The organism is Pseudomonas peli, from assembly GCF_900099645.1.
GTDB lineage: Bacteria > Pseudomonadota > Gammaproteobacteria > Pseudomonadales > Pseudomonadaceae > Aquipseudomonas > Aquipseudomonas peli.
The window spans coordinates 254,360-278,329 of record NZ_FMTL01000001.1 but is presented as its reverse complement, the minus strand read 5'-3'; the positions used below and the strand labels follow the sequence as shown (position 1 = coordinate 278,329).

Annotated in this window: 23 protein-coding genes; 18 read left to right on the top strand and 5 right to left on the bottom strand. The window is 56.9% G+C overall.

What is annotated here, in order from left to right:
• Window positions 1-2 precede the first annotated feature (2 nt).
• The 18 genes from BLO50_RS01460 (at window position 3) to BLO50_RS01375 (ending at window position 15,769) form a co-directional block, all read left to right on the top strand.
• On the top strand, window positions 3-752 hold the full coding sequence (locus tag BLO50_RS01460) for a glycosyltransferase family 2 protein (protein ID WP_090248154.1): 750 nt from the start codon (window positions 3-5) through the stop codon (window positions 750-752).
• Complete coding sequence (locus BLO50_RS01455; RefSeq protein WP_090248153.1) at window positions 752-1,378, top strand: PI-PLC domain-containing protein; 627 nt, start codon at window positions 752-754, stop codon at window positions 1,376-1,378. The genes BLO50_RS01460 and BLO50_RS01455 overlap by 1 nt, the downstream gene beginning before the upstream one ends.
• A 5-nt stretch (window positions 1,379-1,383) precedes the next feature.
• On the top strand, window positions 1,384-2,013 hold the full coding sequence (locus BLO50_RS01450; protein WP_090248151.1) for an HAD family hydrolase: 630 nt from the start codon (window positions 1,384-1,386) through the stop codon (window positions 2,011-2,013).
• Window positions 2,014-2,015: 2 nt separating this feature from the next.
• Complete coding sequence (locus tag BLO50_RS01445) at window positions 2,016-2,744, top strand: glycosyltransferase family 2 protein (protein ID WP_090248150.1); 729 nt, start codon at window positions 2,016-2,018, stop codon at window positions 2,742-2,744.
• Complete coding sequence (locus BLO50_RS01440) at window positions 2,741-3,073, top strand: cupin domain-containing protein (RefSeq protein ID WP_090248148.1); 333 nt, start codon at window positions 2,741-2,743, stop codon at window positions 3,071-3,073. Before BLO50_RS01445 ends, BLO50_RS01440 begins: the two co-directional genes overlap by 4 nt.
• Window positions 3,073-4,107: a GDP-mannose 4,6-dehydratase gene (gene gmd / locus BLO50_RS01435; protein WP_090248147.1), complete on the top strand. Its 1,035-nt coding sequence runs from the start codon at window positions 3,073-3,075 to the stop codon at window positions 4,105-4,107. The genes BLO50_RS01440 and gmd overlap by 1 nt, the downstream gene beginning before the upstream one ends.
• Complete coding sequence (locus tag BLO50_RS01430) at window positions 4,107-5,003, top strand: GDP-mannose 4,6-dehydratase (RefSeq protein ID WP_090248145.1); 897 nt, start codon at window positions 4,107-4,109, stop codon at window positions 5,001-5,003. The genes gmd and BLO50_RS01430 overlap by 1 nt, the downstream gene beginning before the upstream one ends.
• 2 nt (window positions 5,004-5,005) lie before the next feature.
• The gene (locus BLO50_RS01425; protein WP_090248143.1) at window positions 5,006-6,148 is read left to right on the top strand and encodes a glycosyltransferase family 4 protein; all 1,143 of its coding nucleotides are present in this window, start codon (window positions 5,006-5,008) and stop codon (window positions 6,146-6,148) included.
• 2 nt (window positions 6,149-6,150) lie between these two features.
• The gene (locus BLO50_RS01420) at window positions 6,151-7,257 is read left to right on the top strand and encodes a glycosyltransferase family 4 protein (protein ID WP_208597425.1); all 1,107 of its coding nucleotides are present in this window, start codon (window positions 6,151-6,153) and stop codon (window positions 7,255-7,257) included.
• 16 nt (window positions 7,258-7,273) lie between these two features.
• Complete coding sequence (locus tag BLO50_RS01415; protein ID WP_090248140.1) at window positions 7,274-8,218, top strand: UDP-glucose 4-epimerase family protein; 945 nt, start codon at window positions 7,274-7,276, stop codon at window positions 8,216-8,218.
• Between the two features lie 19 nt (window positions 8,219-8,237).
• A complete protein-coding gene (locus BLO50_RS01410; RefSeq protein ID WP_090248139.1) occupies window positions 8,238-8,795 on the top strand; it encodes a sugar transferase in 558 nt (185 codons plus the stop codon).
• 55 nt (window positions 8,796-8,850) lie between these two features.
• Window positions 8,851-10,839, top strand: a complete 1,989-nt coding sequence (locus tag BLO50_RS01405) for a polysaccharide biosynthesis protein (RefSeq protein WP_090248138.1) — start codon at window positions 8,851-8,853, stop codon at window positions 10,837-10,839.
• A 214-nt stretch (window positions 10,840-11,053) separates the two neighbouring features.
• The gene (locus tag BLO50_RS01400; protein WP_090248136.1) at window positions 11,054-12,034 is read left to right on the top strand and encodes an IS5 family transposase; all 981 of its coding nucleotides are present in this window, start codon (window positions 11,054-11,056) and stop codon (window positions 12,032-12,034) included.
• Between the two features lie 166 nt (window positions 12,035-12,200).
• Window positions 12,201-12,524: a ComEA family DNA-binding protein gene (locus BLO50_RS01395; RefSeq protein WP_090248135.1), complete on the top strand. Its 324-nt coding sequence runs from the start codon at window positions 12,201-12,203 to the stop codon at window positions 12,522-12,524.
• Between the two features lie 127 nt (window positions 12,525-12,651).
• Window positions 12,652-13,023, top strand: a complete 372-nt coding sequence (locus BLO50_RS01390; RefSeq protein WP_090248134.1) for a DUF2784 domain-containing protein — start codon at window positions 12,652-12,654, stop codon at window positions 13,021-13,023.
• Between the two features lie 105 nt (window positions 13,024-13,128).
• Window positions 13,129-13,935, top strand: coding sequence for an SDR family oxidoreductase (locus BLO50_RS01385; protein ID WP_090248132.1), 807 nt, complete (start codon window positions 13,129-13,131; stop codon window positions 13,933-13,935).
• A 128-nt stretch (window positions 13,936-14,063) separates the two neighbouring features.
• Complete coding sequence (locus BLO50_RS01380) at window positions 14,064-15,230, top strand: MFS transporter (protein WP_090248131.1); 1,167 nt, start codon at window positions 14,064-14,066, stop codon at window positions 15,228-15,230.
• 110 nt (window positions 15,231-15,340) lie between these two features.
• Window positions 15,341-15,769, top strand: a complete 429-nt coding sequence (locus BLO50_RS01375) for a hypothetical protein (protein WP_090248129.1) — start codon at window positions 15,341-15,343, stop codon at window positions 15,767-15,769.
• 15 nt (window positions 15,770-15,784) lie between these two features.
• Here BLO50_RS01375 and BLO50_RS01370 read toward each other — a convergent pair whose 3' ends face one another.
• The 5 genes from BLO50_RS01370 to BLO50_RS01350 all read right to left on the bottom strand — a co-directional run bounded on the left by BLO50_RS01370 (window position 15,785) and on the right by BLO50_RS01350 (window position 23,885).
• Entirely contained in the window at window positions 15,785-16,033 is a 249-nt protein-coding gene (locus tag BLO50_RS01370; RefSeq protein WP_090248127.1) for a YheU family protein, read from the bottom strand.
• 168 nt (window positions 16,034-16,201) lie between these two features.
• Complete coding sequence (locus BLO50_RS01365) at window positions 16,202-18,955, bottom strand: hybrid sensor histidine kinase/response regulator (protein WP_090248125.1); 2,754 nt, start codon at window positions 18,953-18,955, stop codon at window positions 16,202-16,204.
• 80 nt (window positions 18,956-19,035) lie between these two features.
• On the bottom strand, window positions 19,036-20,226 hold the full coding sequence (locus tag BLO50_RS01360) for an osmoprotectant NAGGN system M42 family peptidase (RefSeq protein ID WP_090248124.1): 1,191 nt from the start codon (window positions 20,224-20,226) through the stop codon (window positions 19,036-19,038).
• A gap of 61 nt (window positions 20,227-20,287) precedes the next feature.
• Window positions 20,288-22,027 carry an N-acetylglutaminylglutamine synthetase gene (ngg, locus tag BLO50_RS01355; RefSeq protein WP_090248122.1) on the bottom strand — a complete coding sequence of 580 codons (1,740 nt, stop codon included), beginning with the start codon at window positions 22,025-22,027 and terminating at the stop codon, window positions 20,288-20,290.
• Window positions 22,028-22,115: 88 nt separating this feature from the next.
• Window positions 22,116-23,885 (bottom strand): N-acetylglutaminylglutamine amidotransferase, encoded by a 1,770-nt coding sequence (locus tag BLO50_RS01350; protein ID WP_090248121.1) that lies wholly within the window; start codon window positions 23,883-23,885, stop codon window positions 22,116-22,118.
• Window positions 23,886-23,970: the final 85 nt, after the last annotated feature.

Below are 23,970 nucleotides of genomic sequence, written 5' to 3'. Positions count from 1 at the left end.
ATATGCTAAATATTATAATCCCCATGGCTGGGGCCGGCAGTCGCTTTCAGAAAGAAGGTTATACGCTGCCTAAGCCATTGATTTCTGTCAATGGTGTTCCAATGATTCGGTTAGTTATTGAGAATCTAAAACCATCCGTGCCGCATCGTTTTATCTTTATTTGTCAGAAGGTACACGTCGATGAGTACGACTTGAAAGCAAAGTTGAAGGCTTGGGCGCCAAATTGCGAAATTGTCACAGTTGATGGTCTGACCGAAGGTGCGGCATGCACGGTGCTGGCAGCCGAAAATTTGATTGATAGCGACGAGCCGCTAATGATCGCGAACAGTGATCAGTATGTAGATGTAGACATTGATTTTTATCTCAACACCATGAGCAAGATGAGCTTAGATGGCCTTATTATGACGATGAAGGCCAGCGATCCGAAGTGGTCCTTTGTGGGGATGTGTGGTGATCTTGTGACGCACGTGGTGGAGAAGGAGGTAATCTCAGATGAAGCCACAGTGGGTATTTACAATTTTCAGCGTGGGCGGGAATTCGTGGCGGCTGCGCACAATATGATTAGCAAGAATCTGCGCGTTAACAATGAGTTCTACGTTGCCCCTACATACAATCAACTTATCAGCTGCGGTGCGCGTGTAGGCATCTACAATGTTGGGGAGGAAGCAAAAGGTATGTATGGCTTGGGCATCCCTAAGGATTTAGAGTTATTTCTTACACTGCCAGTCCACGAACGGGCCACGAAAATATAATGATTGTATTATCGCATCGCGGCTACTGGCTTGAGCGTAGTGAGCGAAATCAGCGCATTGCTTTTGAGCGTTCATTTCAGCTTGGGTACGGTACCGAGACTGATCTTCGTGACGCAGGCGGTGAGATCGTCATTTCGCACGATGTGGCTACCGGCGACGAGCTCACCCTGGCGCAGGCCTTGGATATCTACCGACTGTATTCCGACGGCGTGCTTCCTTTGGCGCTAAATATTAAGGCTGATGGTTTGGCTGGCTTTGTGAAAAAAGCGCTCGAAAGCTTGCCGGGGCTGGATGCCTTCGTGTTCGATATGGCTGTGCCTGATATGCGCAGCTATTTCGAAGCTGGTATCCCTGTCTTTACACGCATGAGCGAGGCTGAGCGTCAGCCTGTTTGGCTTGATTACAGCGCTGGCGTTTGGCTAGACAGTTTTGGGCCAACTTGGTATGACGAGGAGTTGGTGGGTGAATTGCTCTCTACTGGGAAGCGTGTGTGTGTGGTCTCCTCTGAGCTGCACATGCGTGAGCCACAAGATTTGTGGTCTATGCTAACTCATCACGCCGCTGCGCCGAATCTGATGCTTTGTACCGACCGCCCCGAGCAAGCTCGGGCCTATTTTAGGCTGTAATTAGTATGGCTATTAAAGCAATTCTCTTCGATATGGATGGCGTTCTTATTGATGCCAAAGATTGGCATTACGAGGCTCTTAATCGAGCTCTTGAGCTTTTTGGGATGCCTATTTCACGTGCGGATCATTTGACGACTTTTGACGGTTTGCCTACTCGCAAGAAGTTAGAGATGCTATCTCTTGAACGTGGGCTTCCAAAGGATTTGCATGATTTCATTAATGAGATGAAGCAGCAGTACACTATGGATATCATACATGCTCGTTGCAATCCTCGCTTTACTCACGAGTATGCTCTTTCATCGCTCAAGCATGCGGGTTATTTTATGGCTGTGTGCTCCAATTCTGTTCGCGACACTGTTGAAACTATGATGCGTAAGGCGAATCTTATGCAGTACCTAGATCTACTTGTTTCGAACGAGGACGTCAGTAAAGGTAAGCCAGACCCAGAGATGTATACAAAGGCTATCAATTTTTTAAATTTAAAGCCCGAAGAGTGCCTGGTTGTCGAAGATAATGAAAATGGGATTCGTGCGGCCCGGGCCTCCGGTGCTCATTTGCTAGTAGTCCGTACAGTGGATGATACGAATTTCAATAATATTCAGCGGCGAATTGCTGAAATTGATTCAGTGGTATAAGTATGAGTATAAATATTCTTATTCTTGCGGCGGGCCCGGTTGAATTTGAAAATCACGATGGTGGTTATCCATTGTGTCTAACTGAAGTGGATGGTGCGCCGCTTCTGGAGCGAGTCATCGAAAGTACACGCCAAGTCCAGGATTCGCGTTATGTCTACGCTTTTCTAGAGAAAGACTTAGAGCACTTCCACCTTGATCAAATTGCGCAGTTAATTACTCCAGATGCTTCCATTGCGCGCATACCCGCTTGTACGCAGGGTTCTGCCTGCACGGCTCTTTTGGCTGCAAGTGGCCTAGATGGTGATGCTGAATTACTGGTTATCAGCGCTAACGAACTCGTCGATGTCAATCTCGCAGAAGTGCTAGTAGACTTTCGGGCTCGTAACCTCGATGGTGGTACTATTACCTTCCGGTCGGTTCATCCACGCTATTCCTATGTTCGCCTAGACGATCAGGGATTGGTTATAGAGGCAGCCCAGCAAAATCCAATTAGTCAGTCTGCCACTGTTGGGGTGTTTTGGTTCTCACGTACTCACGAGTTCGTCGATGCAGTTAAGGGTATGATTCGTAAGAGTGCTAGCTCAGACGGGAAGTTCTATGTGGCACCGGCTTATAATGAAATGGTGTTGAGGCAGAAACGCATCGGCGTGTTCCAGGTTGATAAAGGAAAATATCATCCGGTCAAAACTGAGCGTCAGTTGCAAAGTATCGAGAGAGGAAACTGCGAGTGAACTCTGCAAATCTACAGGATATGATCGGCGGTTGGTTTGTAGGGGCCTTTAGCCCTGCGGCACTAAAAACTGATAGTTGCGAAGTTGCAGTTAAGAAGTATAAGGCCGGCGACTACGAGGCTGCCCATTATCATGCGATTGCAACTGAAGTTACTTTGATAGTGTCTGGTCGCGTGCGTATGTGTGGTCGGGAGTGGGGTGGCGGCGATATTATTGTGCTTAGTCCAGCGGATGAAACAGACTTTGAGGCCCTCACGGATGTGATTAGTGTGGTTGTAAAAGTACCTGGTGCGTTGGGTGATAAATATTTGGTTGATAGGGTTAATTAATGAAAAAGGCATTAGTCACAGGGGTGACAGGTCAAGATGGCGCTTACTTAGCACAGATGCTGCTGGAAAAAGGCTACACCGTATATGGGACTTATCGCCGCACCAGCTCGGTCAATTTCTGGCGCATTGAGGAGCTGGGCATCAATCAGCACCCGAATCTAAACCTTGTCGAATATGACCTGACGGACCTCTCTGCCAGCATTCGTTTGCTGCAAAGCACCGAAGCTACCGAGGTTTACAACCTGGCAGCACAGAGCTTTGTCGGGGTTTCCTTCGATCAACCGCTCACCACGGCTGAGATTACAGGTCTGGGCGCAGTAAACCTGCTGGAGGCGATTCGCATCGTTAACCCCAAGGTGCGTTTCTACCAGGCCTCCACCTCCGAGATGTTCGGCAAGGTTCAGGAAATCCCGCAGGTTGAGAGCACCCCGTTCTACCCGCGCAGCCCTTATGGTGTGGCCAAGTTGTATGCGCATTGGATGACCATCAATTACCGCGAGTCGTATGACATCTTTGGTGCGAGTGGCATCTTGTTCAACCACGAGTCGCCGCTGCGTGGCCGTGAGTTCGTGACCCGTAAGATTACCGACAGCGTCGCCAAGATCAAGCAGGGCAAGCTGGGCGTGCTGGAGCTGGGCAACATGGACGCCAAGCGCGACTGGGGCTTTGCCAAGGAGTACGTCGAGGGCATGTGGCGCATGCTGCAGGCCGATGAGCCCGATACCTTCGTGCTGGCCACTAACCGCACCGAGACTGTGCGTGATTTCGTCTCGCTGGCATTCAAAGCGGCCGATATCGACGTCGAGTGGAAAGGCCAGGGTGAAGACGAGCAAGCCGTCGATTCGGCTAGCGGCAAGCTGCTGGTGAGGGTCAACCCGAAGTTCTATCGCCCAGCGGAAGTGGAACTGTTGATTGGCAGTGCCGCCAAAGCTAAGGAAGTTCTGGGCTGGGAGCCTAAAACGTCCCTGGAAGAATTGTGTCGCATGATGGTGGAGGCTGATCTTCGCCGTAACGAACAAGGATTCTCTTTCTGATGAATACTGCCGGTAAACGCGCGCTTATTACGGGCATACATGGCTTCACCGGTCGCTATATGGCGGCCGAACTGGAGGCCAATGGCTACGAGGTGATCGGACTGGGTAGCCATCCAGGTAGCGAGGCCGGTTATTACCAAGCCGACCTGACCGATGCTGAAGCTTTGCGTGCGGTGCTGGCAGACATTCAACCGGATGTGGTTGTTCACCTGGCGGCATTGGCCTTTGTCGGCCATGGCGATGCCAACGCCTTTTATCAGGTCAACCTGCTGGGTACGCGTAATCTGCTCGAGGGTATTGCTGCGTGCGGTAAGTTACCCGAGTGCATTTTGCTAGCGAGCAGTGCCAATGTGTATGGCAACGCGTCGGAAGGCGTTTTGAGTGAATTGACTACGCCGGCACCGGCAAATGACTATGCCGTTAGCAAGTTGGCCATGGAATACATGGCCAGCCTCTGGTATGAGCGCTTGCCGATTGTGATCGTCCGGCCCTTCAATTACACCGGCGTCGGTCAGGCCGACAATTTTTTGTTGCCGAAGATTGTTTCGCATTTTCGCCGCAAGGCGGCAAAGATCGAGCTCGGTAATCTGGATGTCTGGCGCGATTTCAGTGATGTGCGTGACGTGGTGCAGGCCTATCGCGGCTTGCTCGAGGTAAAGCCCGTTGGGCAAACAGTCAATGTGTGTTCTGGGCAAGCCCACTCGTTACGAGAAGTAATAGGGATGTGTCAGTCGATTACTGGTCTGGATATGCAGATCGAAGTAAATCCTGCGTTCGTTCGTGCGAGTGAGGTCAAGACGCTGTGTGGCGATGCATCCAATCTGCGTTCGTTGCTTGGTAGTTGGCAAACCCCACCATTGGCAGACACCCTGCGCTGGATGCTAATGGCTGACTGAAAATGAAATTAATGCTATCCGTTGAGCCGGTCCGTTTTCCGCTGACCGGCATTGGCCGTTATACCTATGAATTAGCACGCAGGCTGCAGCAGAGCACTGAGATTACTGATCTACAGTTCTTTTCGGGCACGAGAGTGTTGCCGGCGTTGCCTACTGCTGGCGACACCTCAGGCAGTGGTTATGGGTTGAAGCGAGCTGTGCAGCAAAGTGCGTTTGCTATCGAGGCTTATCGCCTGTTGATGCCGCTGCTGCGCCGCCGAGCCTTGAAACACTATGCTGATTATCTTTATCACGGGCCCAACTTCTTTCTTCCGCCTTTCCCTGGGAGGGGTGTGGCGACGTTTCACGACCTTTCGCCGTTTACCTGGGCGCATTGTCATGCGCCTCAGCGTATCCGCTATTTGCAAAAGGAACTTAAACAAACCCTGAGCCGTGCGGATGCCCTGATTACAGACTCGGAGTACACCCGGCGCGAACTGGCTGAATATTTTTCCTGGCCCCTGGAGCGCATTCATACGGTACCACTCGCCAGTTCCGCGGAGTTTTATCCGCGCAGCGAGGCTGAGCTGCAAGCGCCTCTCGCGCGGTATGGTTTGCTGCCCGGTGGGTATAGTCTGTTCGTCGGTACCATTGAGCCGCGCAAGAATATCGTGGGTCTGCTGGATGCTTACAGCCGACTGCCCATGGCTTTGCGTCAGCTTTGGCCGCTAGTGCTTACCGGCTACAAGGGTTGGCGTAACGACGATATCCTTCAGCGGCTTGAAACGGCACGCCGTGAGGGCTGGGCTAAATACCTGGGGTTTGTTCCGGCCGACGATCTGCCGCTGTTGTTGGCCGGTGCGAGGCTGTTTGCTTTTCCTTCTCTGTATGAAGGGTTTGGTTTGCCGGTACTGGAGGCGATGAGTTCCGGCGTGCCGGTTGTATGCTCAAACAGTTCATCGCTGCCTGAAGTTGCTGGTGCGGCTGCCTTGATGTGTGCACCGCTGGATACTCCGGCCCTGACTCAGTTATTGCTGCAAGGGCTTGAAGATGAAAGCTGGCGTGCTGCGGCCGTGGTGCAGGGCTTGCGGCATGCTGGGTTATTTTCCTGGGAGCGTTGCGCGGCTGAAACGTTGCAAGTCTACCGCCGTGTTATGGACAGTTGATGATCAAGGTTCTGCATTTTTTCAAAACCTACTACCCGGATACGATGGGTGGAATCGAGCAGGTTATTTTCCAGCTGGCCCAAGGAGGGGCTGCGCACGGTATTCAATCTGAAGTGCTTTATTTAAGTGGTCGCGGTGGTGCTCGGGGGGAGAGTGTCGGTAATCATTTGGCACATCGCTCCAAGCTTGATCTACATGTGGCGTCCACAGGGTTCTCTTTGTCGGCCGTGCGCGATTTTGCCGAGTTGGCCAAGCAAGCAGACATCATTCATTACCACTTTCCCTGGCCTTTCATGGATCTGGTGCACTTTGCGACTCGCGTCTATAAGCCCACTGTGGTCACTTACCACTCGGATATTGTCAAGCAGAAGGTGCTGCTTAAGTTGTATCAGCCGTTGATGCAGCGTTTTCTAAGCAGCGTGGATTGTATTGTTGCGGCTTCGCCTAACTACGTCGCTACTAGCCCGGTACTTCAGCGCTATCGGGGCAAGGTGAGCGTGATTCCGTATGGCCTGGACAAGGCGACCTACCCGCAGCCTTCTGCGCAGAGGTTGGCGTACTGGCAAAGCCGTTTGGGCGCACGTTTTTTCCTGTTTGTAGGCGCTTTGCGCTACTACAAAGGGTTGAAATACCTGCTGGAAGCTGTTGCAGGCACGGACATGGTTGTGGTGATTGTGGGGGGGGGGCCGCTTGACGCCGAGTTACGTGCGCAAGCCGGGCACTTAAACCTCAGTAATATTCATTTTCTTGGCGGCTTGCCTGACGAGGACAAGGCTGCGTTATTGACACTTTGCAGCGCTTTTGTCTTTCCATCGCATCTGCGTTCCGAGGCGTTTGGTATATCCCTTGCTGAGGCTGCTATGTATGGCAAGCCGATGATCTCTTGCGAGATAGGTACCGGCACTACCTATATCAACATTGCCGGTGAGACCGGGTTGGTCGTGCCTCCTGCCGATCCCGCTGCACTCAGGCATGCATTGCGAGTGCTATGGGATCAGCCAGGGGTAGCCGCCGAGATGGGGGGGCGGGCAGCGCAACGCTTTGAACAGCTGTTTTCCGCTGACGCGATGGTTTCTTCCTATGCCTCACTGTATCGCAGCCTGCTATGACATTAGGAGCTGATCTGTGCGTATCTTGCTGACCGGTGCCACGGGATTTGTGGGTCAGGCGCTGCTCAATGAATTGTTGGCTAGAGAACACCGAGTGATCGCGGCCAAGCGCAAGTTGGCTACTGGGCGTGCGGGGGAAGATAGCGGTTTTTTGGTTGCCGATATAAGCGCCAATAGTAACTGGCTACCAGCCTTGCAGGGGGTTGAGGCAGTTATTCATGCAGCTGCCCGCGTTCATGTGATGAACGACAGCGTTACCGACCCGCTCGCCGAGTTCCGCAAAGTCAATGTTGACGGCACCTTGAATCTGGCGCGCCAGGCTGCAGCTGCGGGGGTAAAGCGCTTTATTTTCATCAGTTCGATCAAGGTCAATGGCGAAGCTACTTCATCAGGCAAGCCTTTCCTCGCGTCTGACGTGCCTGCACCTGAGGATGCCTATGGTCTTTCTAAGCTGGAGGCTGAGCAGGGGTTGATGCAGATCGCTGCCGAGACTGGCCTTGAGGTGGTGATTGTCCGCCCGCCGCTGGTGTATGGGCCAGGCGTCAAGGGCAACTTTGCCAGTATGATCAGGCTCGTTGAAAAGGGACTGCCCCTGCCTCTTGGTGCCATTCATAACCTTCGATCCCTGGTGGGTATCGATAATCTGGTTGACCTGATTATCCGTTGTATTGATCACCCGGCCGCTGCTAATCAAGTTTTCTTGGCTGGCGATGGTGAGGACGTGTCCACAACACAGTTGTTGCGTGGGGTGGCCCGGGCCAAGGGTCGGCCTTCGCGTTTGATTGCTGTGCCGGCTGGTTTGCTGACGTGTGGAGCAATGCTGCTCGGCAAACGCACGTTCGCGCAGCGCTTGCTGGGTTCGTTGCAAGTGGACATTGCTCACACATGCGAATTATTGGACTGGACGCCACCCTTTACGGTGGACGAAGGTTTGAGGCGTTGTTTCGCGAAGCCTGATTGACTGTATTTGGAGTGAATCCTTGATTCGTTTTTTCGATGTTGTTTTTTCTTTACTGGGCCTGCTTGTTGGCGCACCGGTGCTGGTGCTGCTGACGTTGGTTGGTTTATTTGATACGGGTTCTCCTATCTTTCGTCAGGTCCGCGTTGGTCGCCATCAACAGCCTTTCACGCTGCTCAAGTTCCGCACCATGGCGATTGATACGGCCTCTGTTGCGACTCACCTGGCTAGCAGTGCTTCAGTCACCCGGTTTGGTCATTTTTTGCGTAAGACCAAACTGGATGAGCTGCCACAATTGTGGAACGTGCTCAAGGGCGACATGAGTCTGGTTGGGCCGCGACCTGGTTTGTTCAATCAGACGGAGTTGACTACGGAGCGTGCCGAGCGCCATGTCTTTGATGTACGCCCCGGCATCACAGGTTTGGCACAAGTCAGTGGTATTGATATGTCTACGCCTGCCCTGTTGGCAGAAATAGATAAGAAAATGATTGAAACGCTTACACTTGCCTATTACTTCAAATACATAGTTATGACTGTGGTCGGTCAAGGGGCGGGAGACCGGATCGTCAGAAAGGGTTAGCGCCTGCTGACAGCCCTCCGTTTAGCTCAGCCGACCCAATGCGAGTGGAGCGCTTATGTTTCGTGAAAAGCTTTTAGGCTTGACGCGCCGTCAGAAAAGGGTTTTGCAGGTTGTAACCGATGTGTGTCTGGTTTGGCTGGCACTGTGGCTAGCCTTTGTGGCGCGTCTCGGAATAGATGGGCATGTTGAACCATTAGGTGGACACCTGTGGTTGTTCACATTGGCACCAGTTGTGGCTATCCCGCTTTTTATTCGCCTCGGAATGTATCGCGCTGTAATGCGTTATTTGGGCAACGATGCGCTGCTCACCATTGCCAAGGCTGTATCTCTATCCGCGTTGATTCTTGCGCTGGCTGTGTACTGGTACCGCGATGCACCTTCGACAATTCCGCGTTCGCTTGTATTTAACTACTGGTGGTTGAGCCTTGTGCTCATTGGTGGTTTGCGTCTGGTGATGCGTCAGTATTTTATGGGTGATTGGTACATGGCGGGTTTTGGCTTGCCTTTTGGTGCCCGTGAAGCACATTTACCGCGTGTTGCCATCTATGGTGCAGGTGCGGCAGGTAATCAACTGGTCGCAGCGCTGCACATGGGCCGTTCCATGCGTCCCGTGGCGTTTATTGATGACGATTCAGGCATTGCCAATCGCACGATTGCCGGGCTGCGGGTTTACACCCCCAAGCATATTCAGCAGATGATCAATGAAACCGGTGCCGATGAAGTTCTTTTGGCCATGCCTTCGGTGTCGCGGGGGCGGCGGCGGCAGATTCTTGAAGGGCTGGAACATTTCCCTTTGCATGTGCGCAGCATCCCCGGCTTTATGGATTTGGCCAGTGGCCGGGTGAAGGTCGAGGATGTTCAGGAAGTGGATATCGCCGACTTGCTAGGGCGTGATTCTGTTCCTCCGCAACAGGCGTTGTTTGAGCGCTGCATCCGTAATCAGGTGGTGATGGTAACCGGCGCTGGTGGTTCGATTGGTGCTGAATTGTGCCGGCAAATTCTGCTCAATCAACCTACAACGCTTTTGTTGTTCGAACACAGTGAGTTCAACCTTTACAGCATTCACAGCGAGCTACAGGCGCGCATCAAGCGCGAGTCTCTACCGCTGCGGCTGGTGCCTATCCTTGGTTCAATCCGTAGTGCCGATAGATTGTTGGCTGTGATGCAAGCTTGGAAAGTGGATACGGTCTATCACGCGGCAGCTTATAAGCATGTGCCTATTGTGGAGCACAATATCACCGAAGGCGTGCTGAACAACCTGGTAGGTACACTGAATACTGCGCAAGCGGCGATCAGAGCAGGGGTGAGCAACTTTGTGCTGATCTCCACCGACAAGGCAGTACGCCCGACCAATGTTATGGGCAGTACCAAGCGTTTGGCTGAGATGGTGCTCCAGGCTCTTAGTCGCGAGTCTGCGCCAGCCTTGTTCGAGGATGACAAAGCGCTGCGCCAGCTGAATAAAACGCGCTTTACGATGGTGCGCTTTGGGAATGTGTTGGGCTCTTCTGGCTCAGTTATACCGCTGTTTCATGAACAGATTCGTAAAGGCGGTCCGGTTACGGTCACTCACCCAAATATCACTCGTTACTTTATGACCATCCCTGAGGCTGCACAGCTGGTGATCCAGGCTGGAGCGATGGGTAAGGGCGGGGATGTATTCGTACTTGATATGGGCGAGCCGGTCAAAATTGCTGATCTGGCGGAAAAGATGGTTCATCTCAGCGGCCTGAGCGTGCGCTCTGCGGGGAAACCTCACGGTGATATCGCCATCGAGTTTACCGGCCTGCGCCCTGGTGAGAAACTCTATGAGGAGCTGTTGATCGGCGATGACGTTAGCCCGACTGAGCACCCGATGATCATGCGCGCTAATGAAGAGCACTTGCCATGGGAGCCGTTCAAGGTGCGTTTGAGCGAGTTGCTGGATGCGGTGGAGCGTGATGACTATGACCGTGTGCGCCAGTTGTTGCGTGAGACGGTTAGTGGTTACAAACCGGAAGGCGAGATCGTTGACTGGATACATATGAAGCGTCGGCTGGAGCCTTAGGTATATACCGTAAGGCTCCGGTGTGGAACGGTGCGTGTGGACAGTTTGGTGCTGATCTACTCAGTTATGCATAGAGTTATTTGACAAGTGCATTACAGCAGCTAGTTTTCAGAGCGTGGAGAGGGAAGTCCCACGTCGATGAAAACTAAGGAAACTCTGAAAAAGACTTCCTGATTTTGGCAAAATCCCCGGACTCCACCCGCCGAGTTTTCCGATGAAGCAGATGACCTTCGCCGACGCCGAGTACGCCGGCAAGCGCAAACAGACCCGCAAAGAGCTGTTCCTGATCGAGATGGATCAGGTAGTGCCGTGGAAAGGTTTGGTCGCTCTGATCGACCCGCACTACCCCAAAGGCGAGGGTGGTCGTCCGGCGTACCCGTTGATGGCGATGCTGCGCATACATCTGATGCAGAACTGGTTTGGCTACAGCGACCCGGCGATGGAGGAAGCGCTGTACGAGACCACCATCCTGCGCCAGTTTGCCGGACTGAGCCTGGAGCGCATTCCGGATGAAACCACCATCCTCAACTTCCGCCGCCTGCTGGAGAAACACGAATTGGCTGCCGGCATCCTGGCTGTGATCAATGGCTACCTAGGTGACCGAGGTTTGTCGTTGCGCCAAGGCACTATCGTCGATGCCACGCTGATCAATGCGCCAAGTTCGACCAAGAACAAGGACGGCAAGCGTGACCCGCAAATGCACCAGACCAAGAAGGGAAACCAGTATTACTTCGGCATGAAGGCGCATATCGGCGTTGATGACGAGTCCGGCCTGGTGCACAGCGTGGTGGGGACGGCAGCCAACGTTGCAGACGTTACCCAGGTCGACAAACTGCTGCACGGTGAGGAAAACATGGTCGGTGCCGACGCGGGCTACACCGGCGTAGAGAAGCGCCCGGAACATGAAGGCCGTGAGGTGATCTGGCAGATCGCGGCCCGTCGTAGTACGTATAAGAAGCTGAGCAAGCGCAGCGCGCTGTACAAAGCCAAGCGCAAGATCGAGAAAGCCAAGGCCCAGGTGCGTGCCAAGGTCGAGCATCCGTTCCGGGTGATCAAGCGCCAGTTCGGCTATGTGAAGACACGCTTCCGTGGCCTGGCGAAGAACACGGCACAGCTGGTGACACTGTTCGCGCTGTCGAACCTGTGGATGGTGCGCCGGCATTTGCTGACGAATGCGGGAGAGGTGCGCCTGTAATGTGGGAAATGACCGCTGCGAGGTTATCGCGGCGGCCAGAAACACTGAAATGAGCGGGTGATCTGATCGTTTTTGATTGGTTTGCTGCTTTCAAAATCGGCGACGGCTGAAGTCGACTGAAAATACAGGACTACTTCAGACCATCCCTAACGAAAGGATGCACTACATGCTAAAAGCCAAACTTTTCTCTCTGCTGTTCGCTATTCTTGCCTCTATATCCTTTGAGGTTTCCGCTGCTGAAACAAACACCCAGTCGGCACCCGTAGTTGAAACAGCCGAAGTGGCCCCGGTCGGGAAAATTAATCTCAATACGGCTGATGCTGCCACCTTGCAGCGTGAGCTGTTGGGGATTGGTGAGGTGAAGGTGCAGGCGATTGTTGCTTACCGTGATGAACACGGCGACTTTGCTTCAGTGGATGAGTTGCTAGAGGTCAAGGGTATCGGCGAGGCAACGCTGGAGAAGAATCGCGACAAGTTGAGTATTAACTAACGCGTTCAGTAGTTTGAATTAAGGCCGGTTATTAACCGGCCTTTTTGCTTTCTGACGATCAGGTTTTTAATACTGTTTGCGTGTTATGCGGAAACAATGGGGCTGAGGATTAATTGCGAGGCGCGTTATGGTTTGGTTGGCAGTGGCGGCAGATGCGGTGGTGGTCTTTCATCTGCTGTTTATTCTATTTGCGGTGTTGGGCGGCTTGCTGGTGTGGCGTTGGCACGGGTTGGTTTGGTTGCATGTGCCAGCAGCCTTATGGGGTGTGTTGGTGGAGTTGATGAATTGGCCTTGTCCGCTGACGCCGCTGGAACACAGCCTGCGTCTGGCTGCAGGGCAGGCGGGGTACAGCGGTGGCTTTGTTGAGCACTATTTGCTGTCGATCATCTACCCGGCTGGGCTGACGCCGCAGATTCAGATTGGTTTGGGGGTGTTTGTTCTGCTGTTCAATGCGCTGATTTATGGCGTGTTGCTGTGGCAGCGCTGGCAGCGGCCGTGAGTTGAGCTTAGGCCGCCTTATTCAGATGGATGATGGTATACGGGCAAGATAATTTACCCGGCTACACTGGCTCCATCAATCACAGCAGCACAAGGCAGCTTTCCTATGCAAAATCGCATGATGATCACCGGCGCGGGTTCGGGTTTGGGGCGTGAGATGGCCCTGCGTTGGGCGCGTGAGGGCTGGCAGTTGGCACTGTCGGATGTCAACGAGCCGGGCCTGGCGGAAACCCTGCAGATGGTTCGTGAGGCGGGTGGCGATGGCTTTACCCAGCGTTGTGATGTACGTGATTACAGCCAGCTGACTGCGTTTGCCCAGGCCTGTGAGGAGAAGCTCGGCGGCATCGATGTGATCGTCAACAACGCCGGTGTAGCCTCTGGCGGGTTTTTTAGCGAGTTGTCGCTTGAAGATTGGGACTGGCAGATCGCGATCAACCTGATGGGTGTGGTCAAGGGCTGTAAGGCCTTCCTGCCGTTACTGGAAAAGAGCAAAGGCAAAATCGTCAATATTGCCTCCATGGCAGCCTTGATGCAGGGCCCGGCCATGAGTAACTACAACGTGGCCAAGGCCGGAGTTGTGGCGCTGTCGGAAAGCTTGTTGATCGAGCTGAAGCTGCATGAAGTCAGCGTGCATGTGGTGTGCCCTTCGTTCTTCCAGACCAACCTGCTGGATTCCTTCCGCGGTCCTACGCCAGCGATGAAAGCGCAGGTGGGCAAGCTGCTGGAAAGCTCACCGATCAGTGCTGCCGATATTGCCGATTACATCTACCAGGAAATCGGCAAAGGCGAGTTCATGATTCTGCCTCACGAACAGGGCCGTATGGCTTGGGCGTTGAAGCAGAAGAACCCGCAGTTGCTCTATAACGAAATGACAGCCATGGCTGACAAGATGCGTGCACCGCGCACCAAGTAATTTGACCTGTAGCGCTCTAATTGCTGATTTATTGGTCAACTTTATCCCGCTTAGGGCTTGTCTGGTGTGAACTTGCGCTCTAAGGTTTGCGGCCATGTCGGCATGGCCGCGAAACTGATGGATTTACTGTGAAACCTTTTCCGCGGGCCCTGCTGTTGCTGGGCCTGATCCTGGCTGCAATCAACTTGCGGCCCGGTATCACTTCCCTGGCACCGCTGATTGAGCGGATTGCTGAAGAACTGGCCTTGAGCCGCAGCCTGATCAGCCTTACTACTGCGCTTCCCGTGTTATGCATGGGTTTGCTCGCGCCTTTTGCGCCGCGTCTGGCGATGCGCCTGGGGCTCGAACGTACCATTGCCCTGTGTCTGGCGGTTATTGCTGTGGCGCTGTTGCTGCGTGCGGTAGGGCATGCCAGCGTAATTCTGATTGGCAGTGCGGTGCTGCTGGGCGCAGCTATCGCTGTTGCGGGGCCTTTGTTATCGGGGTTCATCAAGCGCCACTTCGCTGGGCGGATGGGCAGCGTGGTGGGCTGGTATTCGCTGAGCATGGCGATTGGCGGTGCGGGCGGTGCAGTACTGACGATCCCGGCTACCCAGTGGTTGGCGAATGACTGGACCTATGGCCTGGCCATCTGGGCGCTACCGGCGGTCGTCGGTTTGCTGCTGTGGCTGTTCCTGCCTAACCGCGTCGAAGCCGAAAGCGAAGAGGGTGGCACCGGCTTGCCTTGGCGGCAGCCACGGGCCTGGTTGATCAGTGCATTTTTTGCCATCCAAGCCGGCTTGTTTTATGCCCTCGCCACCTGGGCCGTAGCGCGTTACAACGAAGCCGGGTTGAGCCTGATGCACAGCAATAGTCTGTTCAGTGTGTCGATGCTGATGGGACTGCCCAGCTCATTTCTGTTGCCCTGGTTGGCGCAGCGGTTCAAGAACCGTTACCTGCTGCTGGTCGGCTGCGGGCTGCTGTCGTCGATCAGCTTGGCGATGATTACCTTCCAACCGACCGTGCTGCCTGAACTCTGGGCCGTGACCATCGGCTTTGGTTTAGGCGGCTCGTTTGCCTTGTCGCTGGTGCTGCCGTTGTACGAGGCGGGATCGCCACTGGCGGTAAGCCGCTGGACGGCGATGATGCTGTGCATGGGATACAGCATTGCTTGTTTGACACCGGTATTGACCGGGTTGGCGCGCGATCTGGCGGGTAACTACCAGTTGCCGTTTATGGTGCTTACCGGGCTTGCGGTGCTGATGACGGTGCTGGCCTGGATGATGCGGCGCGGGCCTAAGAGTGCCTGTAGCTGACGCCGCCTAGGCGTCGCTATGCCACTGCAATGACGCTTATTTGGCAGTAGTTCCTTCCTTGCTCTGGACGGCTGTGATAGAAGGCAGCCTTGATTTGCTGGAGTGCCTGCGTGGAGTCCGAATCCATCGTTTATGGTTGCATCCGAGACTGGCCATCGGACAGTCCGGCGGAGAGTCGACTGCGCCGTGAAATCAATCGGCAAGTGCTCGATGAGCTACCGGCCGGCGATGCCTGGAGCTTTCTCGGGCGTGAGATGTTCGCCTGTTGTGAACAACCGGGCGATGGCTTGTACCAGACCCAAGTGATCCACTTCGGTGCCAGCTACCGTACGGTGGAGTATGAGTGGAGCCTGTGGATCAAGCAGTTCGAGGCGCTGCTCAAGCGTCTGTACTGGGCCAGTGCGGTGGTGCACCTGGAAACCGAGCTGAACGGCACGCACACCTTTCGCTGGGAGTCCGACAGTGGCTTCCACAGCCCGCAGGAAGGTGAGTTGCGCGTGCGTTGCGCCTGGGAGCGCGAGGGCGGCCTGCGAGGGTAGCCGGCCACATGCTACTTAGTCTTCAAGACCCTCAAGCGCATCCAGCCACTCTTTCGGTACATCGCGCTTCAGCGCCAGCTGGCATTGCTGGCTTTCCGCATCAAACACAATCACTGCCTGGCCCTTGCTCAGCGCGTGGCGTACCCGTTCGATACGCGTATCCAGTGGAGTCTCGTCGCCATTGTCGGTGCCGTCGCGGGTAACGAAGTCTTCGATCAGGCGGGTCAGGGTGTCAGCTTCGAGCAGGTGATAAGGGATCAGCACGGTAAGGCCTCCAGAGCGCAGCGCGGATGCTAGCAGGCCGTTGGGAAATTACCTACGTTGGGAGTGCTGCGTTAAAAACTGCCTTGAAAAGCCGCTTGTGACTAACACCCTTGAGCACGATCTCAGGGGCGATTCACAGGGCTCTGCGTGTGCATGTCTGCCGCGCCGCTACTGAACGTACGGCTCTGCAGGCTGCAGATACGCTTCCAGGGTGCTGTACAGCTTGGCACTGTCCAGGGGCTTGCCGAGGAAGTCATTCATGCCTGCATCAGCGCCATGCTGGCGGTGCTCATCCAGGATATGGGCGGTCAGGGCGATGATCGGTACGGCTGGCAGGTTGTACTGACGCTCCAGGCGACGGATTTGCCGCGTGGCTTCGAAACCGTCCATCTCTGGCATTTCGCAGTCCATCAGAATCAGTTGCGTGGCATTGGGGTCGCGTTGGTACTCATTCAGTGCAGCCAGGCCATTGGTCACCAGGCGCACGTTATAGCCACGCTTTTTCAGAAAGCCCTGCACCACCAGCTGGTTCACGGGGTTATCTTCGGCCACCAGGATGCAAGGCGCGGTGCCTGTATCTGTGTGGGTTTTGGGTTGCGGTTGGATTTCCACGATACGCGGCTCTTCGTACAGTTCGAGTAGGGCGCTGCGCAGGGCGTTGATGGCCAGCGGCTGAGGTAGGCCGAGCAGGCGCAGGCCGGCGGAGCTGGGCAGTTGCTGACAGTGTTCGGGCGCGCAGAGCAACAGCACGCGTTGCCCAGGTTGCAGCAGTGGACGCAGCGAATCCAGCCAGTGCTGAATGCTACCCGGCCAGGGGGCCATCAGCACCAGCAGTGGCGGGGCGGAGAAGTCTTCCAGGTAGCCTTGCAGGGTTTCCGGGTTCTGGCAGCGCTCGGTGCGCATGCCCCAGCGTCCCAGCAAACGGCTCAAGGCATCGAGGCCGAGACCGTCGAGTGACGTCAGCAGAGCGGTGCGGCCCTTGAGTAGCTCGTGCAGTGGGTCAGTCGGGAATTCGTCAGCGCTTTGCGGAACATCGAAGGCAAAGCGCGTGCCCTGGCCGAGGGTGCTCTGCACCTCGATACGGCCGCCCATCATTTCCACCAGCTCCTTGCTGATCGCCAGACCCAGGCCACTGCCGCCGTAACGGCGGGTGGTGCTGGAGTCACCCTGGGCGAAGGATTCGAACAATTGGGTCAGGGCAGTGTCACTGATGCCAATGCCGCTGTCGCTGATGGCGAACACCAGATGCGGTTTGCCCTGGGAATCATTGCGCCGGCAGACATTCAGCGCCACGTGGCCTTCTGCGGTGAATTTCAGGGCGTTGCTGAGCAGGTTCATTAGCACCTGCTTGAGCCGCGTCGGGTCGCCCTGAGCGCGGCGTGGTACGCCGCTTTCCAGGCTGACGTAGAGGCGCAGGCGCTTGTCCAGGGCTTGCCCGGTGAACAGGCTGAGGGTGTCGGAAATCAGCTCTTCCAGATCGAATTCGATATGTTCCAGGCTGAGCTTGCCGGACTCGATGCGCGCGTAATCGAGGATGTCGTTGATCACTGCCATCAGCGAGCTGCCGGAGCTGGAAATGGTGTCGACATAGAAGCGCTGGCTGCGATCCAGCGGCGTTTCCTTGAGCAGCTGCAGCATGCCCAGAACGCCGTTGAGCGGAGTGCGGATTTCGTGGCTCATCTTGGCCAGAAAGCGGCTCTTGGCCAGGTTTTCGATTTCCGCCTGCTCGGCGGCGCGGCGCGACTGGAAGCCTTCTTCCTTGAGCAGGTTGATGCGGTCTGCCAGGCCGATGGACAGGGTGATCAGCTCGATGGTTACGCCGATTTTCACCACCGTTGCGCCGAATACACCCAGCACTTCCAGGCCCAGTGAGCCAGTGGTGGCTTGAATAAAGGCGAACAGCAGGATAGCCCAGGCCAGCGTGTAATAAGAGCCGTAACGTACACCGCGCCGCCAGACATAGACCCCGGTGAGCAGCAAGACCAGTGACACCAGCGAGACCGTGACGCTAGCCAGAATATTCCATGCGTTGAAGCCGATCAGCGGCACCGACAGCAGGCAGCCTGCGCAAGCCAGCATCAATAAGCGCAGGCCAGTGTCCAGGCGTGGAAAGTACTGCGGCGCATGCAGGAAGTGGCGGCTGAATTGAATGGCGGTCAGGCAATGCAGGTACATCAGGATGTAGATGCTCACCGATTGGAACACCACATGCTCGGGCAGTAGCTTGAACAGCATGCCGTCGAAGCAGGCGGCCAGCAGGCCGACGTTGAGGTTGTAGGCCAGGTACCAGAGGTAGGCCGACTCGCGCAGTGAGATAAACAGGAACAGGTTGTAGCAGAACATCGCAAACAGCACGCCATAGAACGCGCCATTGAACCCCATGAGGTTTTCCTGGGCGGCCGCGCTGGCTTGGTAGGTGCTGAAGAACAGCGGCATAAAGATCGTGCTGGTGGTCTCGACCCGTACCAGCAAGGTGCTGTCACCGGGTGTCAGCTCCAGTGGAAACCAGAAGTTGCGCACCTGCACAGGGCGCTGGGAGAAGGCAAAGCGGTCGCCGCTTTCCTGCATCTGCCACTGACCATCAGCGTGGCGCAGGTAGACCTGCAGGTGGTCCAGTAAGGGGTAATTGACTTCCAGGTAGCCGGCCAGGTCCTGTGCCAGGCGGTTGTTCAGACGTACCTTGAACCACCAGATCGAATCATTTTTGCCGAGGTTGGCGTGATCGCCGTTGACAGGTGTAAAACGCTCATCGCTGAGCGCGCCGACCTGTTCGGCGCTCAGCATGCCTTTCGAATCTTCCAGGTAAGCCATGGATGGGCCGAGTGACAGGCGCAAATCGGCGCTGTCCAGTGTGGCAGGCAGCAGCGCCCATGCCGGACCACACAGCCAGAACAGCACCAACGCCAGCCATATCCGAGGCATTCACCGACCTCAATATTATTATCTGAGGCCAGATCCGGCCTCGCATCATGCTGTCACTTTGCCCGGATGCGTGCGGCCCTTCAAGCGTCCTGATCGCGGGGGCGCAATAAGCTGTCAACCGTTGGTACACGGGTGTCACTTTCCATCTGGGCATCGTGCTCCAGTTGGTGGCTGAAGCGATCTAGCGAGCCCTGCGCCGGCTGGGCATCGCTGGAGAATACCGGTGGGCTGAGCACGTAAGCGGCAAGCAAACGGCTGAGGGATTTGAGGCTGTCGATATGCGTACGTTCATAGCCGTGTGTGGCGTCGCAGCCGAAGGCCAGCAGGGCGGTGCGGATGTCGTGGCCAGCGGTGACCGCCGACTGTGCGTCGCTGTGGTAGTAGCGAAACAAGTCGCGACGTACCGGGATTTCATTCTCGCTGGCCAGGCGCAGCAGTTGGCGTGACAGGTGATAGTCGTAAGGCCCGCCGGAATCCTGCATGGCCACGCTGACGGTGTGTTCGCTGGACTGCTGGCCCGGCGCAACCGGAGCGATGTCGATACCGACAAATTCGCTGACATCCCAGGGCAGGGCTGCTGCCGCACCAGAACCGACTTCCTCGGTGATGGTAAACAGCGGGTGGCAGTCGATCTCCGGTTCCAGGCCGCTTTCTTTGATGGCCTTGAGTGCGGTAAGCAGCGCCGCGACGCCGGCTTTGTCATCCAGGTGACGCGCGCTGATATGCCCACTCTCGGTGAATTCCGGCAGCGGGTCGAAGGCGACAAAATCACCCACCGAAATGCCCAGTGATTCGCAGTCGGCGCGAGTGCTGCAGTAGGCGTCCAGGCGCAGTTCGACGTGGTCCCAGCTGATCGGCAATTGATCCACGGCGGTGTTGAAGGCATGCCCGGAGGCCATCAGCGGCAGTACGCTGCCGCGAATCACGCCCTGGTCGGTAAACACGCTGACACGGCTGCCTTCGGCGAAACGGCTCGACCAGCAACCGACTGCGGCCAAGCCCAGGCGACCGTTGTCCTGCAGTTCGCGGACGATCGCGCCAATGGTGTCCAGGTGCGCCGAAACCGCGCGGTCCGGGCTGCTCTGCTTGCCTTTGAGGGTGCCGCGAATGGTGCCGCGGCGGGTCATCTCGAAGGGGATGCCGATCTCCTCCAGACGCTCGGCGACGTAGCGCACGATGGTGTCGGTAAAGCCGGTGGGGCTGGGAATGGCGAGCATTTCCAACAGCACTTTCTGCAGATAGGCGAGGTCGGGTTCGGGGAGTTGCTGCATGGAGTCTCCTCTACGGCGATTGCGCCCCTCAGTCGTTGCCGGAGAGGGGCTGGGGAAGGGGTTAGCTAGGCGTTTGGCTCAATGGAAACAGCAGGTCGATAAAACGCTCTGCCGTGGGTTGCGGCTGGTGGTTGGCCAGGCCGGCGCGCTCGTTGGCTTCGATAAACACGTACTCGGGTTGATCGGCAGCGGGCACCAGCAGGTCGAGGCCGACTACCGGGATATCCAGGGCGCGGGCGGCTTTTACTGCAGCATCGGCCAGCACCGGGTGGAGGATGTCGGTGACGTCTTCAAGGCTGCCGCCGGTGTGCAGATTGGCGGTTTTACGCACGGCCAGGCGTTGGCCGGCCGGCAGCACGCTGCTGTAATCGACCCCGGCAGCATGCAGGGTGCGCAGGGTTTCAGCGTCCTTGGGAATGCGGCTTTCGCCTTCGGTGGCGGCTTGCCGACGACGGCTTTGTGCGTCGATCAGCTCGCCGATGCTGTGCTGGCCATCACCGATCACTTCCGCCGGGCGGCGAATGGCGGCGGCCACGACGGCAAAGCCGATCACCAGAATGCGCAGATCAAAGCCTGGGTGAAAGCTTTCCAGCAGCACGCGGCTGTCGAAGGTACTGGCGCGTTCGATGGCATCCTGCACATCCAGCGGCGTGCGCAGATCCACCGCCACGCCCTGGCCCTGTTCGCCATCCACCGGCTTGACCACCAGGCTGCCATGCTCGGCGAGAAACGCGGCGTTGTCCTCGGCGCTGCCGGCCAGGCGCTGGGCGGGCAGGTGCAAGCCAGCGCGAGCCAGAGTGCGATGGGTCAGGCGCTTGTCCTGACACAGGGTCATGCTTACCGCGCTGGTCAGGTCGCTCAGGGATTCCCGGCAGCGGATTCGCCGGCCGCCGTGGCTCAAGGTGAACAGCCCGGCGTCGGCGTCGTCGACCTGCACTTCGATGCCGCGTCGCAGCGCTTCATCAACGATGATTCGCGCGTAAGGGTTCATCGGTGTATGCGGGCCAGGGCCGAGGAAGAGGGCTTCGTTGATGCCGTTTTTGCGCTTGATGCTGAAGGTCTGCAGCTCGCGAAAGCCCAGCTTGGCATACAGGCCCTTGGCCTGTTCGTTGTCATGCAGCACGGACAGGTCCAGGTAGCTCAGGCCGCGGCTCATAAAGTGTTCGATCAGGTGACGTACCAGCACTTCGCCAACCCCTGGCCTGCTGCAGCGTGGGTCGACCGCCAGGCACCACAGGCTGCTGCCGTGGTCCGGGTCCTGATAAGCCTTGTGGTGGTTAAGGCCCATCACGCTGCCGATCACCGCGCCGCTGTCTTCATCCTCGGCCAGCCAGTACACCGGTCCACCAAGGTGGCGCGGAGTGAGTTTGCCAGGGTCGATCGGCAGCATGCCGCGCAGTTGATACAGCTCATTGATCGCCTGCCAGTCCTCGGCATTCTGTGCGCGGCGCACTCGGTAACCGCGAAAACCGCGGCGCGCCGGGCGGTAGTCGGTAAACCACAGACGCAGCGTGTCGGACGGATCGAGAAACAGCTGCTGCGGCGCTTGCGCGAGCACCTGGTGCGGCGCGGCGACATACAGCGCGATATCGCGCTCGCCGGGCTGCTCGGTCAGCAGATCACTGGCCAGGGCGGCAGCATCCGGGTAGGTGTGGCCGAGCAGCAGGCGGCCCCAGCCGCAGTGCACCGCTTGCGGTTGGCTGGGCGGGGCGTTGTGGTCCTCGGCCAGGCGCGCCTGCAGGCGCTCGTAGGAGGGCGCTTGGCCGCGTAGCAGGCGTTGATTAAAGGCAGTGGCACGCATTGGAGAGTTTCCTTTGCCGTGAGCAGATTGCATCTTTCAGGGTTCAAACACGGCGGTGGATGGGCCTGTGCTCATCCACCGCAGCGGTCTACAGGCCGTGTTCGTTGAGCCAGAGGTTGAGCGCCGCCAGTTGCCACAACTTGGAGCCGCGCAAGGGCGTCAACTGGCCGTGCGGATCACTCAGCAGGCGGTCCAGCATGGCCGGGTTGAACAGGCCGCGATCCTGGCTGGGGTCGAGCAGCAGGTCACGCACCCAGCTGAGGGTGGCGCCTTCCAGGTGCTTGAGGCCAGGCACCGGGAAATACCCTTTGGGCCGGTCGATGACGGCGCTGGGGATCACCTTACGTGCCGCTTCCTTGAGCACATGCTTGCCGCCATCCGGCAGCTTGAAACGCCCAGGGATACGTGCCGAAAGCTCGGCCAGGCGATAGTCGAGGAAGGGTGTGCGCGCCTCCAGACCCCAGGCCATGGTCATGTTGTCGACCCGTTTGACCGGGTCATCGACCAGCATCACCGTGCTGTCCAGGCGCAGCGCCTTATCCACAGCGGCCACGGCGCCAGGCTGGGCGAAATGCTCACGAACAAAGTCGCCAGCCATGTCGCCGGTTAGCCAGGCGGGCTGCACGCAGGCGGCGTATTCGTCGTAATCACGGTCGAAGAACGCCGCGCGGTAAGCGCCGAAGGCATCCTCGGCAGCGTCCACCTGCGGATACCAGTGGTAGCCGGCGAACAGCTCATCGGCGCCCTGGCCGCTCTGCACCACCTTGCAGTGCTTGGCCACCTCGCGTGACAGCAGGTAGAAAGCGATGCAATCGTGGCTGACCATCGGCTCGCTCATGGCGCGAAAGGCCGCTGGCAGCTGTTCGAGAATCTCGTGCTCACCGATACGCAGTTGATGGTGGCGGGTAGCGAAGTGCTCGGCGATCAGGTCGGAATACTGGAACTCGTCACCGCGTTCGCCGCCGGCATCCTGAAAGCCGATGGAGAAGGTCGACAGGTTGTCCATCCCGGCTTCACGCAGCAGGCCGACCAGCATGCTCGAGTCCACACCGCCGGACAGCAGCACGCCGACATCCACGGCGGCGCGTTGGCGGATCGACACGGCTTCGCGCATGCCATCCAATACGCGCTCTTGCCATTCTTCCAGGCCGAAGGCGATTTCTTCGCGCTGCGGGCCGAATGTCAGGTTCCACCAGGTCTGCTGTTCACAGTTGCCTTGGGCGTCGATACGCATCCAGCTGGCCGGTGCCAGTTTCTCCACCCCAGCCAGCAGGGTGCGCGGTGCCGGCACCACGGCGTGGAAGTTCAGGTAGTGGTTGAGGGCGACGGGATCGAGGGTTTTGCCGATGTCACCGCCGGCCATCAGCGCCGGCAAGCTGGAGGCAAAGCGCAGGCGCTCGCCAGTGCGTGACAAGTACAGGGGCTTGACCCCGAGGCGGTCGCGGGCGATGAACAGCTGCTGGCTGTCGCGCTCCCAGATGGCAAAAGCGAACATGCCATTGAGCTTGGGCAGCAGGTCTGCGCCCCAGGCGTGGTAGCCCTTGAGCAGCACTTCAGTGTCGCCACCGGAGAAGAAGCGATAGCCGAGGGCTTTCAGCTCCTCGCGCAGTTCCGGGTAGTTGTAGATGGCGCCGTTGAACACCATCGTCAGTCCCAGCTCGCTGTCGATCATCGGCTGGCCAGACGCTTCGGCCAGGTCCATGATCTTCAGGCGGCGGTGGCCGAGGGCCAGCGGGCCCTGGCTGTGAAAGCCGTGGGCATCGGGGCCGCGGGCGGCCATGTGGTGGGTGATTCGCTCGACTGCAGCCAGGTCGGCCGGTCGTTGATCAAAACGTAATTCTCCAGCGATTGCGCACATAATTCCTTACCGGTATTGCCGTTGGGGAGTGGTTCGGGGCTGCCGAACCTTTTACACCAAAACAAAATAATGCTTTCATGTCAAA

What these genes read in the sequence shown, in the direction of transcription:
- BLO50_RS01425 (WP_090248143.1), top strand. Translation starts at nt 5,006, where the DNA reads ATGAAATTAATGCTATCCGTTGAGCCGGTCCGTTTTCCGCTGACCGGC.
- BLO50_RS01450 (WP_090248151.1), top strand. Translation starts at nt 1,384, where the DNA reads ATGGCTATTAAAGCAATTCTCTTCGATATGGATGGCGTTCTTATTGAT.
- BLO50_RS01365 (WP_090248125.1), bottom strand. Translation starts at nt 18,955, where the DNA reads ATGCCTCGGATATGGCTGGCGTTGGTGCTGTTCTGGCTGTGTGGTCCG.
- BLO50_RS01430 (WP_090248145.1), top strand. Translation starts at nt 4,107, where the DNA reads ATGAATACTGCCGGTAAACGCGCGCTTATTACGGGCATACATGGCTTC.
- BLO50_RS01460 (WP_090248154.1), top strand. Translation starts at nt 3, where the DNA reads ATGCTAAATATTATAATCCCCATGGCTGGGGCCGGCAGTCGCTTTCAG.
- BLO50_RS01405 (WP_090248138.1), top strand. Translation starts at nt 8,851, where the DNA reads ATGTTTCGTGAAAAGCTTTTAGGCTTGACGCGCCGTCAGAAAAGGGTT.
- gmd (WP_090248147.1), top strand. Translation starts at nt 3,073, where the DNA reads ATGAAAAAGGCATTAGTCACAGGGGTGACAGGTCAAGATGGCGCTTAC.
- BLO50_RS01350 (WP_090248121.1), bottom strand. Translation starts at nt 23,885, where the DNA reads ATGTGCGCAATCGCTGGAGAATTACGTTTTGATCAACGACCGGCCGAC.
- BLO50_RS01385 (WP_090248132.1), top strand. Translation starts at nt 13,129, where the DNA reads ATGCAAAATCGCATGATGATCACCGGCGCGGGTTCGGGTTTGGGGCGT.
- BLO50_RS01445 (WP_090248150.1), top strand. Translation starts at nt 2,016, where the DNA reads ATGAGTATAAATATTCTTATTCTTGCGGCGGGCCCGGTTGAATTTGAA.
- ngg (WP_090248122.1), bottom strand. Translation starts at nt 22,027, where the DNA reads ATGCGTGCCACTGCCTTTAATCAACGCCTGCTACGCGGCCAAGCGCCC.
- BLO50_RS01390 (WP_090248134.1), top strand. Translation starts at nt 12,652, where the DNA reads ATGGTTTGGTTGGCAGTGGCGGCAGATGCGGTGGTGGTCTTTCATCTG.
- BLO50_RS01395 (WP_090248135.1), top strand. Translation starts at nt 12,201, where the DNA reads ATGCTAAAAGCCAAACTTTTCTCTCTGCTGTTCGCTATTCTTGCCTCT.
- BLO50_RS01360 (WP_090248124.1), bottom strand. Translation starts at nt 20,226, where the DNA reads ATGCAGCAACTCCCCGAACCCGACCTCGCCTATCTGCAGAAAGTGCTG.
- BLO50_RS01455 (WP_090248153.1), top strand. Translation starts at nt 752, where the DNA reads ATGATTGTATTATCGCATCGCGGCTACTGGCTTGAGCGTAGTGAGCGA.
- BLO50_RS01400 (WP_090248136.1), top strand. Translation starts at nt 11,054, where the DNA reads ATGAAGCAGATGACCTTCGCCGACGCCGAGTACGCCGGCAAGCGCAAA.